A 12,576-nucleotide genomic window follows, 5' to 3' on the forward strand; every position below is an offset into this window, starting at 1 on the left:
CCAATGAAGGTATTTTTCAAGAAAATTCCCTTGGCCCTATCTAGTCTGGTACTTGCCCTCTTTAGTTTATCCAATCAAATAAGTCAACTTACCCTGATTGCTCAGGGTATTTGGCTTATAGCCGTTTTTGGCTTTTTCCTAGTGCTAGGACGCCTGATCATTGGCTATAGACAAACTCAAGAAGATTTGCATAATCCAGTCATAGCTTCGGCCTTTCCCAGCCTCTTTATGGCTGCCTTTCTCTTTACCAGTCGCCTTCCACTAGCTCAAACTGACCTAAGTATCACATGGATAGGGCTCCTTGGACTTTATATTGCCTATATCATCTTTTTCAGTCTACGTTTTCTGCGCCCACTAGCCTTAGAACAAGTCTATCCAAGTTGGTTCGTGGTTTATGTAGGCCCTGCAATTAGTCTTGTAACCGTTCCGGATGGTATTCCAAATAGTATCAAGGGGCTTATCCTAGGACTAACGGGATTAGCGACCCTGGCCCTCTTTCCACTTGTTTTATGGAGAATGAAACAGATAGCCATCCCTCACCTATATCAGCCTATACTCGCTATTTTAGCAGCACCTCTGGCCCTTCTCATTACCAGCTCAATCAAGAGTAATCAAAGACCTGCAACTATCATTTTAGTCGGCCTGTTTGTCTTCTCCCAAATTTTCTTTTTCTGCGCCTTGAGACTCTTTGCCAGACTCGTTAACAAGGGTTTTATCCCACTTTTTGCTGCCTTTAGCTTCCCATTAGTCAATAGTGTCAATGCTTTTAAAGCAGCTACCACAAGTCTTGGGCTAGTCAATCCAGTAACTCAATTGATTTACACTATCGAGCTGATTTTAGTTCTGGCTATTATGGCCTATTTGCTCTATCATTTTATTAAGCTTCTGTATAATGATTTTATACAAGCTAAACGCTAAAAAAATAAGCACGTTCACAGAACATGCTTGTTTTTTTATTTATCTAAATCCTAGTTCTTTTAATTTATCCTGGTAACTGTCAAAATCAATTTCGATTCCTTGACCGCCATATAAATCATAGCTGTCAATCCAATCACCATCTGATGGAATAGTTTGAGAACTGATACCATTTTTGAAACTACCGGCATTTGAAAGACCCAAATCCAACATTTCCGTCATGCTCATATTGGTTGAAGTCAGTGAGTATACTTTTCCTAAAGCCTCAGAACCCTTGAAAAGACTAATAGGATTTTTAACTTGCTTCATAATAGCTTGCATCACTTGTTGTTGCCGCTTGGTACGCCCATAATCCCCTTCATCGTCCTTACGGAAACGAGCGTAATTAAGAAGAGTTCGTCCATCCATCTGTTGCTTACCGACTTTAATGGTTTGATTCGGAACATTCCCATCCTTGTCCATCCTCAAATCATCTGGAACTTTGACCGAGGACACTTTTTTACCATCAACAGTGGAGAATTTAGTATTGATTTTCACGCCATCTGGGAACAGGGTATCAACACCTGCCGCAAAGGTCTCAAAGTCGACCATGGCATAGTACTTGATATCAATGTCAAAATTTCGTTTGAGCGTCTGTCGCATAAGCTCTGCCCCTTGATGATTGTTTTGCTCACCAATATTGAAGGCAGTATTGAGTTTCAGATCCTGAGAATAGTCTGTCTCTGAAGCGCCCTTAATATTAACCAAGGTGTCTCGCATAAAGCTTACCATCTTGATTTTGCCTTCCTTATTGCCCACATTGACAACTATAATGGAGTCTGTTCTGGCCTCGGTAGATTCTTGGCTGACTCGTTGGTCAGAACCCAAAATAAGGATATTCACCCCATCCTTAGTGTCTTTACCGTTAAAGGTTTCGACTAAGGCCGGTTGATAGGCTTTACCATTGTTACCAGCAGCAGAAAGGTCAGTTCCTTTGTAAAATTGATAGGCCATTGCTAGCACCAAAAAGACAACACCAAGACTTAAGCAACTAAGCACTAGCTTAACGACTTTCTTGAGTCTTCGCTTTTTCTTTGGCCGCTTCTTCTTGACTACTTGCGACTTGAACCTTGGAGCCGACGTTGCTGAAGGGGCTGCTTGTCTTTGAACCTTTTTTCGTTTAACGTTTCGTTGAGGCGCTTCCTCTCGATAGACAGGCAGACCTTCCTCTGTTAGCGGATTGACATCCTCATAATCAGGTGCCTGATAATAATTTGAACGATTATTATAAGGCTGGCTCCGTGCTTCTTGATAGTCAGCAGTTTGACCCTGATACCTCTCGTAGGAACGCTCCGCTTCATAAGCATCCAACTTTCCTTGTAGATAATTGAATTCCGAAGCCTGCTGTCCATTAAGGTGGGCAAGATTTTTTAAAAGATAGTTGTAACGTAACCGTTCATGATGCGTAAACGGCTCATCGTTAGATTTGGTCATAAGATTTCCCTTTAAATTTCATAGACTTGGTAAGCACCCAAGATTTTATATCCAATTCCAACTGCAGTTAGCTCTTCAAGAGCGAACTGAGCCAACTTTTCCTTTGTATAATCACAATCAATAATAAAGAAATACTCGCCAAGTACCGTTTTCAACGGACGGCTTTCAATCTTGGTCAAGTCAATGCCTCGCCAGGCAAAGGTCGATAGGGCCTTGTAAAGTGCCCCTGGCATATTATCAGGCAGGGTCAAGGCCAGCGTTAATTTACAATCAATCTGATTGAGCGGAATCTCAGGAACAGTGTTTCCCAGCACCCAAAAGCGGGTATAATTCTTTTCAATCTCCTGGATATCCTTAGCCAATATTTGAAGACCGTATTCCTTAGCCGCTGCATGTGGAGCAATTGCTGCATAAGGCTGATCTGGATTATCAGCGACAAAACGCGCCGCAAAGGCTGTACTTGCTGTTGTCTCAATCTTGGCATGTGGAAAATGCTGTTTAATATACTTTTTCCCTTGGGCAATGGCCTGTGGGTGTGAGAAGATTTTCTCAATTTTCTCATGATGTTTAGTCGCCATCAACTGCTGCTTGATGGGCTGAACAATCTCTGCCACAGCACGAATATCGGCCTGATGGAAGAGATAGTCTAAACTCTCATGAACAGAGCCCTCAATGGAATTTTCCACAGGAATAACTGCGTAATCCACACGTCCCTCTTCATAAGACTTGATAACCTCGGTAATGGTACCTAATGAAACCAATTCTGCCTCAGGAAAAGCCTTTAAGGCTGCATTATGCGTAAACGACCCACTTGGGCCCAAATAACCTACATACATTTGATAAACCTTGCTACTTCTTCTGGTGTCCTGTTATCAACAGTGATAACCAGGTCTGCCAAACTTTGATAGAGGGCCATTCGACCATCATAAATGGCCTTGAATTCCTCTTTAGAATGATTGAGAAAGAGTGGGCGCTGATTCTTGGTATCCTTTTTAATACGGTCATAGACCACATCAAAAGAAGCGTGAAGCCATATGTTATACTTACTATTTTTCTTCAAAAGCTGGCGATTGCGCTCCGTCACAACGACACCACCTCCAGTAGAGATGATGACGTCATCTCCCTCTTGAAGGAGGGCTTCCAGAGTCTCAGACTCAATCTGACGAAAGCTTGCTTCGCCTTCTTTGGCAAAACAATCAGCAATGGACATTCCGATTTTCTCTTCAATGACCTGATCCATATCCACGAAACGACCATCCAGGAATGGGGCGACGGAACTCTTACCAACTCCCATAAAGCCCAATAAAACCTTAGCCATGTAGTAATCCTTCCAAATCACTAAAGAAGCTTGGATAGCTTGTATTGATAGCTTCTGCACGTTGCAAGTTAACTTCGCCATCTTGAACCAAGAGGGCAGCAATGGCTGTCATCATACCGATCCTGTGGTCACCAAAGGTATTGACCTCTGCCCCGTGAAGAGCTGTCTTACCAGTGATAATCATACCATCCTCAGTTGGAACAATATCAGCCCCCATAGCATTCAAGGCATCTGCTACCACCTGAATACGATCAGTCTCTTTGACCTTGAGTTCTTCAGCATCACGAATCACCGTCTTGCCCTGAGCTTGTGTCGCCAAGAGTGTGATAATCGGAAGTTCATCAATCAAACGTGGAATGATGTCACCGCCAATTTTGGTTCCTTTAAGTTCTGAAGTTTCAACCGTAATGGTCGCAGATTTAGCAACCTGGTCAATATCTGAAAGGCTTATCTTACCACCCATATCCTTGATAACATCAATGATACCGGTACGTGTCTCGTTAATACCGACATTTTCCAAGACAATCTTAGAGTTTGGCATCACAAGTCCTGCTACCAACCAAAAGGCGGCTGAAGAAATATCCCCTGGAACCACAACTTCTTGGGCAGTTAAGGTTTGTCCACCAGAAATACGAATTTCATTGCCATCTACTTGAAGCTGACCACCAAACTGCTGAATCATGTCTTCCGTATGATTACGTGTTTTTTCCTTTTCAATGATGACAGATTCACCATCAGCTTGAAGAGCTGCAAAAATAAGGGCAGATTTTACCTGAGCAGAGGCCACAGGCAATTGGTAATGAATAGGTTTAAGGGACTTGCTACCGTGCATTTTCAATGGTGGCAAATCACGATCTGTTTGACCAGAAACCTCTACACCCATCTGACGCAAGGGAATGGTCACACGGTCCATAGGGCGTTTTGAAAGGGAATCATCCCCAAACATCTCTACATCGAAATCTTGACCAGCGAGCACACCTGAAATCAAGCGAATCGATGTTCCAGAGTTACCCATGTCCAATTTGTTTTGAGGAGCCTTGAGACCATCAAAACCAACACCGTGAATGCGAACCACATCACCGTCATCCTCGATGGTCACACCCAGATCACGAAAGACCTGCATGGTTGAGAGGACATCCTCACCTCGTAAAATATCACGAACAGTTGTCACACCTTTAGCAAGACTTCCGAACATAATCGAACGGTGACTGATTGACTTGTCACCAGGGATACGCAAGCTGCCATGAAGACCTTGTGCCTTGGTTTCTAGTTTCATAGGTTACTCCTGAAAATTTTATAGTTACTTTCATTATACCATAATCGAAAGCCCAACCATAGACTGAATTGTCAAAATATTCACTCTCTAGTATTAGTATACTTTTCTCTTAGAAAGGCAACTGCCTCTTGAACACGGTTCCGAATTAAGTTAGCAGACTCCTCCAAAAGACGATTTTCCTCAGCCGACAAAGATAAGTGAACAGGAGCAACCACCCCTTGACGTCCTAAAATAACTGGATATCCAAGATAGGTCTGATAGGCTTCTTGATAGCTCGATACCGCCACTTCTTCTTGAGCATCCGAAAGGATAATAGTTACCAAACGAAGAGCCGCACTGGCAATGCCGTATGAAGTATAGCCCTTACCATAAAAGACCTTGTGGCCACCCTTCATAGAAGCCATAAAAAGATTTTGACGCTCTTCTTCACTGGTCAATTCTGTAATATCTTGACCTTTGACCTTAACCTGACTCCAGGCTGTAAATTGGGAATTCCCATGTTCACCAAGATTGTAGCCAGATACTGATTTGGGATTGACTGACAAATCATCTCCTACTGCTGCCTTCATTCTAGCTGTATCGAGTAGAGTCCCTGTCCCAATCACACGTTCTCTTGGCCAGCCTGTGAATTCCTGATAGAGGGCTGATACAGCATCTACAGGATTCGAGATAACCAAGAGTATTCCTTGAAAATCCAATTTTTTAAGCTTCTGAGAAACCTGATAAACGGCTTCTCGAGTAAATGGAAATTCAGCAAAGCGGTCCTCACCAGCATTATGCTGTAACTGAATATTTCCAAGAGATGAAATAATCACATCAGCATCTTCAAGTGCTGCATAATCATTGACAACAATGTTTGCATAGCTAGGTAGATTTGCCATAGCATCCTTAAAATCCTGAGCATCTGCCTCGGCCTTCTTCTCATTAATGTCAATAAAAACATAGCTATCAGCCAAGCCTTGAGCAATTGCCCCATGAGCGACCGCAGCTCCAACATTTCCCATACCAATAATTCCAATCTTACGACTCATCATTTTTCTCCTTAATATTTCTAGTTTTTTCCTTAGACAATCTCTTTTGAAAGCAGAAAAAGGCCTGTCAAATGACACACCCTCCCTAATTAACTATTCAATTCTTGCAATGGTTTGAAGATAATACGTTCAATATCATTTAAATAAACAGACAAACCTTGTTGTGCAGCCAAGTATTCTTTCAAAAGGGCATTAGCTTCTACCTTTTGACCCAATTCTTGAACAGCTACTTGTTCTTCTGCTGTTGGCATTGTACCAGCTTGCATTTTAGCATAGAAATCCTCTTGGAAATCAGTAAACTCTTTGAAAAGAGCGCTAGCCTCAGCATCAGCTGCAATCGCTTCTTTTTTCTCTACCAAAGTTTTGTACTCAGGAAGGGCACGAATGCCACGTTCCAACTCATTTGCTAAATCATAAATATTTGTCATTTTATTCTCCTAGGCGATCACCACATGATAGTCTGTATTGGCTTCAATAACAGTCTTAGCATGTGTGCGATCTTTTTCATTTTTAAAAGTAATTTGAAGGATACCGTGAATATCCTCACGATTTTCTTCATTGATACGAAGGTTAACCAAAGACGTTCCTCGTAACAATTCCATAATGCTAAGGATAACGTCTTCTCGGTCAGGCACATCCACGAAAATATCGAAGGCACTTTCCACGCCACCCTTTTTGTGGATTTCCATCTCTTTACGCTTTTTACGACCGTTGTCAAAGAACTCCCAAATGGCATTCTCATCTTCAGCTTTAATCAAGTCGGCCACATGGTCCAAACGTTTTTTGAAATCTTCAATACGATCCAAGACAGCAGGCCCATTAGTCATGAGAATGGAAGCCCACATGCCAGGTTCACTTTCTGCAATACGGGTCATATCTCGGAATCCCCCAGCCGCAAAGTGATTGGTCATCTCGTGAGACTGAGCATAATCAGCCGCCTGCTCCATAAGACCAGAAGCTAAAAGGTGTGGAAAATGACTGATTTGACTGGTTACACGGTCGTGTTCAGCCGCATCAATCTCCACAAAACGTGACTTAAGCCCAGACAAGATGTCCTTAAGCTCTGGGATAGTTGTCTCTCTTGTCAGACTTGTCGGTGTGAAAATATAATAGGCATTTTCAAAAAGCGTCACGTCGGCTGCAATAGCCCCTGATTTATGGGAACCAGCCATAGGGTGGGAACCAACAAACTGAATATTTTTACCTGTTAGGTAACGTTCAGCTGCCTCAACGATATCCAACTTAGTAGACCCTGCGTCTGTGATGATGACATTATCTTTGAGATCCAAGTCAGCCAATTCCTGCAAGTAGGCCACAGTTTGCTTAATTGGCACTGCAAGGATAATCACATCAGCAAGTGGAGCAAACTCTTTGAAATCACTGGTTGCACGATCAACAATCCCACGCTCAAGTGCAATATTTCGAGAATAGTCAGAACGATTATATCCAAGAATCTCATAATCAGGGTGATCCCTTTTAATCCCTAAGGCCAAGGAGCCACCAATCAAGCCCAATCCTGCGATATAAATAGTTTTCTTACTCATTACTACTCCCATCTATTGTCTGATGCTGCTTAAAAGTTTTTCACATAGTCACGGTGACGTGCTACCGCTTCTTTCAATTCTTCCATGTTATCAGAAGAGAATTTGTCCAAGATTTCATTGGCTACGACTGTAGCAACTACAGATTCCATAACGACACCCGCTGCAGGCAAGGCCGTTGGATCTGAACGCTCGACTGTTGCCTTGTATGGTTCATGTGTTTCGATATCTACTGACATCAATGGCTTGTAAAGGGTTGGAATAGGTTTCATAACCCCACGGACCACAATCGGTTGCCCGTTGGTCATACCACCTTCAAAACCACCAAGGTTGTTAGTGCGACGCGTATAGCCATCCTCTTCATTCCAGAGAATCTCGTCCATCACTTGAGAGCCCTTGAGGTAGCCATCTTTGAATCCAAGACCAAACTCGACCCCCTTGAAGGCATTGATGGAAACAACTGCTTGAGCAATCTTAGCATCAAGTTTGGTATCCCATTGCACATAAGAGCCAAGGCCAACAGGGACGCCGCCAACAACCGTTTCAACGACACCACCAATAGTATCACCTTCTTTTTTGACTTGGTCAATGTAATCTTTAATCTCTTGTTCACGTTCTTGGTTAACGACTGAAATCTCAGATTGTTGGGCCAACTCCTTGATTTGGGCTACCGTCAAATTCTCAGGCACATCAATTTCCTTACCACCAAAGACAACCACATGATTAGCAATTTCAATATCGAGCTCAGCTAAGATTCGTTTAGCGACAGCACCTACTGCCACACGCATCGTTGTTTCACGCGCACTGGAACGCTCCAAGGAATTACGCAAATCATCGAAACGGTATTTCATTCCACCAACCAAGTCAGCATGTCCTGGACGTGGGTGAGTGATTTTACGTTTGTTTTTCAAACGATCCTCAATGTCTTCCACAGCCATGATGTCCAACCATTTTTGATGGTCCTTATTGATAACATGAAGGGTAATCGGAGCCCCTGTTGTTTTCCCATGACGAACACCAGAAGTGATTTCAACCTTATCAGACTCAATTTTCATACGGCCACCACGACCATAACCACCTTGGCGGCGTTTCAAATCAGCATTGATATCTTCAGCGGTCAAGGAAAGACCAGCTGGAACACCTTCGATAATTGCTGTTAAACGTGGGCCGTGAGACTCACCTGCTGTTAAATATCTCATTTATTTCTCCAAGTACTCTTTCATTTCGACTAAAGGAATCTGATTGATAGCTGCCTTACCAATCTCTGGAACGATAACCGTCTTAATGCTATTACCACGAGCTTTTTTGTCGTGTGTGAGAGCTGTATAGAGCTCTTCAACACGCCATGGCTCATAGTCCACTGGCAAACCAAATTTAACACACATCTCAGCAATTTGACGTGTGATTCCCTGAGGCATCAGACCTTTTTCCTCAGCAACACGAGAAATCTGAACCATTCCGATAGCTACCGCTTCACCGTGCATAACTTTACCGTAACCAGCTGTTTGTTCAACGGCATGCCCAATCGTATGACCAAAGTTTAGATACATACGGACGCCACCTTCAAACTCGTCTTCAACCACAATTTTACGCTTAACGTTACATGAACGATAAATGATAGTTTCTGAGTTTTCTAGGATACTGTGAACTGAACCATCGATGCTTTCAAGCAGGTGCCAAAGCTCAGGATCGTCAATCAAACCATATTTGACAACCTCACCCATACCTTCAATCAATTCACGTTTACCAAGTGTCTCAAGGACATTAGGGTCAATCAAAACCCCATCAGGCTGAGCAAAAGTTCCCACGATATTTTTAGCAAATGGTGTGTTCACACCCGTCTTACCACCAATAGATGAATCCACTTGGGCAGTGAGACTAGTTGGAACCTGAACGAAGTGAATGCCACGCATATAAGTTGAAGCAACAAAGCCTGCCAAGTCACCAACAACACCGCCACCAAGAGCAAGAATACCATCACTACGAGTCATGCTATTCTTAATCAAAAACTCATAAGCCTTATTAACAGTTTTAAGATTTTTACTCGCTTCACCTTCTAGAAAATCAAAAACGGCAACCTCAAAACCTTCGTGCTCCAGGCTAAGCTTAACTTTTTCTGCATATAGAGCTCCCACATGATTGTCCGTAATAAGGGCAATCTTTTGTGGTTCCCAAAGTGACTTCACCCATTGACCGACCGTCTTAAGGGCTCCCTTTTCAATGATAATGTCATAAGGGTTATGTGTTAAATTTACCTCTAGTTTCATAGTCGTCCCCTCCTAGCTATTGTAAATATTTTCCAATTCCTGCCAAATGGCGTCTGTTGGCATGTCCTTGCCTGTCCACAATTTAAAGGCACCTGCTGCTTGATGAAGCAACATGCCAAGTCCGTTCACAGCCTCTATTCCCTGTTTCCTAGCCAAGGCCAAGAAAGGTGTTTCAAAAGGCTGATAAATGATATCAGCAACCAAGAGTCCCTTAGGAAATTTTGTATCTGTAGGAATAGGCGAGGATGCGCCATCCATCCCAACACTCGTCGCATTCACCAATAAATCAGCCTGGCCTAGTTCCTCTTTAAAATACTTAAGATCATTTAAAGCATGGAACTCCAAGTGACAAGTTGTCTGTTCAAGTAAGGACTTAAAGCTCTTTTTTGCCTTATCAAATGACTGAGGGCGAACATAGACACTGACTTTTTTGGCACCATCAAGAACTGCCTGCGTCACAATAGCTTTAGCCGCACCACCAGCACCCAAAATCATCAGACGGGCATCTTTAGGGCTAAAGTTCTTTAGACTAGCAAAAAAGCCAAAACCGTCCGTATTATGACCAATCAAACGCCCATCACGATTAACAACTGTATTGACAGCACCAATCAGTTGAGCTGCAGGACTAATCTCATCCAAAAAAGGAATGACTGCTTCCTTATATGGCATGGACAAATTGATACCGAACATGTCGTAACGTCTAATATTTTTAACTGTCTCAGCCAGGTCTGACTCTGGAATCTCCCAGGCCACATAAACACCATTAATTTGTGTCTTCTCAAAGGCAGAATTATGAATGAACGGCGAAATCGAATGCTTGATTGGATTGGCGACAACAGCTGCTAGGCGTGTGTGTCCATCAATCTGCATCCAAAACCTCCCTGATTCTGCGCATGTCTGCTAAACTAATTTGTCCTGGAGCACTGGCATTATCAAGACTGGCAAAAGTCCATGATGACCCTATCAAGTCGCCCGCAAAACGTGACAAACGACCTAGTTTACCCATTGACATGGTCACAAACTCCTGCTCAGGATTAAAGGCCTTAAAACCACGTGTGAAGTTCATAAGGTCGAGAACATCCTGCTCATGCTTAGGCATAACTGACACCTTAACCACTCGTGGTGTCAAGTTTGCCATCTCAGACAAAAGTTCCATGAGGTTTTCAGGTGTCTCCTTAAAGTTATGATAAGACAAAACCAAGTTTGAAAATTCGAGCATTTGATCAAAGACAGCCTTACGTGTGAAATACTCAAAATCAATATAATCTGGCGAATAAATCGCAGCTACATCCTTAATCAGTGCGACATATTCCGCATCCGTTAACTCAAGCCTACCACCCTCACGCGTTGTACGGATGGTAAAGACAATCTCAAAGCCTGCGAATTTCTCGAAAATAGCCGGAGCAACCGTTAAGATACTATCCTTATCTAAAAAATCTGCACGCCATTCAATAATGTCTGCCCCCTCAAAACGAGACAGTTCAAGCGCTTGTGCCTCCTCTAAACTAGTTGGCATAATCGGAACTACAATTTTCATTTATTTACCTTTATTGTGTATACTTTCAAATAATTTGATGTTGGATCATTAGGATTGACGGTAAAATCCGCTGGTAATTGTTGCAGGTTAACGAAGTCCGCTGAAACATCTCCCAAGCCCTTACGTAGTTGTTTCTTAAACTGTTGCACTGTCATATTAGCAGCATTGGTACTTGCGATGATTGTCCCATGCTCTGATAAAATATCAATACTTTGTGCAATTAACTTGTGGTAATCCTTATTTGCTGAGAAAGTGCGTTTCTTATTTCGAGCAAAGCTTGGCGGATCGATGACGATAAGGTCATAAGATAAGCCTTTTTTCTTTGCATATTTGAAATAATCGAAGACATCCATCACGACCAAGCGATGATTTTCCATACTGAAGCCATTAGCTTCAAAATGAGCCGTCGATAATTCACGTGAACGTTTTGCCAAATCCACCGATGTCGTTTCAACCGCTCCCCCCATAGCTGCAGCCACTGAAAAAGCGGCCGTATAAGAGAACATATTCAGAACTGATTTACCCAAGGCTAAGCCATTAACTAAACCATCACGCACTTCATGCTGATCAAGGAAAATCCCCGTCATTAGCCCATCATTGAGGAAAACCTCATAAGTTACCCCATTTTCTAAAATGGTGAAGGTATCACCCGACTCTTGCCCAAAAAGATGGTCTGATTCGAAATCAAGACCCTTGAAGCGGATTTTTTCATAACCTCCCAAGACCTCAGGAAAGACCGCTTGGAAGGCCTCTACAATAACATCCTTCAAGGAATAAACAAAGGCATTATACCATGAAAAGAGGGCATAGTCTCCATACAAATCAATCGTTAGACCACCAAAATCATCACCATCTTGGTTAAAAAGACGAAAAGCCGTCGTTAAATCATTATCATAATAGGATTGACGTTTGGCTTTTGCCTTCTCAAAAAGCCCCTGAAAATAGGTCACTGTCAATTTTTGCTTTTTAGGGGACAAAAACCAACCTATCCCCTTATTTTGACTCGACAAATAGCCTGTTCCTAAAAATTCTTTGGATTGGCTATAAAGATAAATCAACTGATTATTTTCAGCTATATTTGGAAAATCTTCGGCTAAAAGAAGCTGTTTACCTTGTTTGATTTTTTTCTCCGCAAAGGGACTTACTGTCAATATACTCATGTTACCATTATACCAAAAAAATGCTATAATTTCTGTTTCGTAACTAGATTTTGTCAAT

At 42.4% G+C, this 12,576-nt stretch carries 13 protein-coding genes; 1 reads left to right on the forward strand and 12 read right to left on the reverse strand.

Going from position 1 to position 12,576, the window contains the following annotated elements:
* Positions 1-3: 3 nt before the first annotated feature.
* The gene (locus ADF62_RS00490) at positions 4-918 is read left to right on the forward strand and encodes an ethanolamine utilization protein EutJ (protein WP_003097535.1); all 915 of its coding nucleotides are present in this window, start codon (positions 4-6) and stop codon (positions 916-918) included.
* Between the two features lie 39 nt (positions 919-957).
* On the opposite strand, the gene ADF62_RS00495 is transcribed toward ADF62_RS00490, so the two are convergent.
* The 12 genes from ADF62_RS00495 to ADF62_RS00550 form a co-directional block, all read right to left on the reverse strand.
* A complete protein-coding gene (locus ADF62_RS00495; RefSeq protein WP_003097537.1) occupies positions 958-2,388 on the reverse strand; it encodes an LCP family protein in 1,431 nt (476 codons plus the stop codon).
* An 11-nt stretch (positions 2,389-2,399) separates the two neighbouring features.
* On the reverse strand, positions 2,400-3,224 hold the full coding sequence (gene pheA, locus ADF62_RS00500) for a prephenate dehydratase (RefSeq protein WP_002890467.1): 825 nt from the start codon (positions 3,222-3,224) through the stop codon (positions 2,400-2,402).
* Positions 3,215-3,706 carry a shikimate kinase gene (locus tag ADF62_RS00505; protein ID WP_003097538.1) on the reverse strand — a complete coding sequence of 164 codons (492 nt, stop codon included), beginning with the start codon at positions 3,704-3,706 and terminating at the stop codon, positions 3,215-3,217. The genes pheA and ADF62_RS00505 overlap by 10 nt, the downstream gene beginning before the upstream one ends.
* Positions 3,699-4,982, reverse strand: coding sequence for a 3-phosphoshikimate 1-carboxyvinyltransferase (gene aroA, locus ADF62_RS00510; RefSeq protein WP_003097540.1), 1,284 nt, complete (start codon positions 4,980-4,982; stop codon positions 3,699-3,701). The genes ADF62_RS00505 and aroA overlap by 8 nt, the downstream gene beginning before the upstream one ends.
* Before the next feature lie 80 nt (positions 4,983-5,062).
* Positions 5,063-6,013, reverse strand: coding sequence for an L-lactate dehydrogenase (locus ADF62_RS00515; protein ID WP_037621525.1), 951 nt, complete (start codon positions 6,011-6,013; stop codon positions 5,063-5,065).
* An 89-nt stretch (positions 6,014-6,102) separates the two neighbouring features.
* Positions 6,103-6,441: a YlbF/YmcA family competence regulator gene (locus tag ADF62_RS00520; RefSeq protein WP_003097542.1), complete on the reverse strand. Its 339-nt coding sequence runs from the start codon at positions 6,439-6,441 to the stop codon at positions 6,103-6,105.
* 9 nt (positions 6,442-6,450) lie between these two features.
* Positions 6,451-7,557, reverse strand: a complete 1,107-nt coding sequence (locus ADF62_RS00525) for a prephenate dehydrogenase (protein WP_037621527.1) — start codon at positions 7,555-7,557, stop codon at positions 6,451-6,453.
* Positions 7,558-7,586: 29 nt separating this feature from the next.
* Positions 7,587-8,753 (reverse strand): chorismate synthase, encoded by a 1,167-nt coding sequence (gene aroC / locus ADF62_RS00530; protein WP_003097545.1) that lies wholly within the window; start codon positions 8,751-8,753, stop codon positions 7,587-7,589.
* Positions 8,754-9,821: a 3-dehydroquinate synthase gene (gene aroB / locus ADF62_RS00535; RefSeq protein ID WP_048787852.1), complete on the reverse strand. Its 1,068-nt coding sequence runs from the start codon at positions 9,819-9,821 to the stop codon at positions 8,754-8,756.
* 12 nt (positions 9,822-9,833) lie between these two features.
* A complete protein-coding gene (locus ADF62_RS00540) occupies positions 9,834-10,691 on the reverse strand; it encodes a shikimate dehydrogenase (protein ID WP_003097549.1) in 858 nt (285 codons plus the stop codon).
* Complete coding sequence (gene aroD, locus ADF62_RS00545) at positions 10,681-11,358, reverse strand: type I 3-dehydroquinate dehydratase (protein WP_003097550.1); 678 nt, start codon at positions 11,356-11,358, stop codon at positions 10,681-10,683. Before aroD ends, ADF62_RS00540 begins: the two co-directional genes overlap by 11 nt.
* The gene (locus tag ADF62_RS00550; RefSeq protein ID WP_037621530.1) at positions 11,355-12,518 is read right to left on the reverse strand and encodes a class I SAM-dependent rRNA methyltransferase; all 1,164 of its coding nucleotides are present in this window, start codon (positions 12,516-12,518) and stop codon (positions 11,355-11,357) included. The genes aroD and ADF62_RS00550 overlap by 4 nt, the downstream gene beginning before the upstream one ends.
* Positions 12,519-12,576 lie beyond the last annotated feature (58 nt).

It is taken from the genome of Streptococcus sp. 1004_SSPC (genome assembly GCF_001069025.1).
GTDB lineage: Bacteria > Bacillota > Bacilli > Lactobacillales > Streptococcaceae > Streptococcus > Streptococcus vestibularis.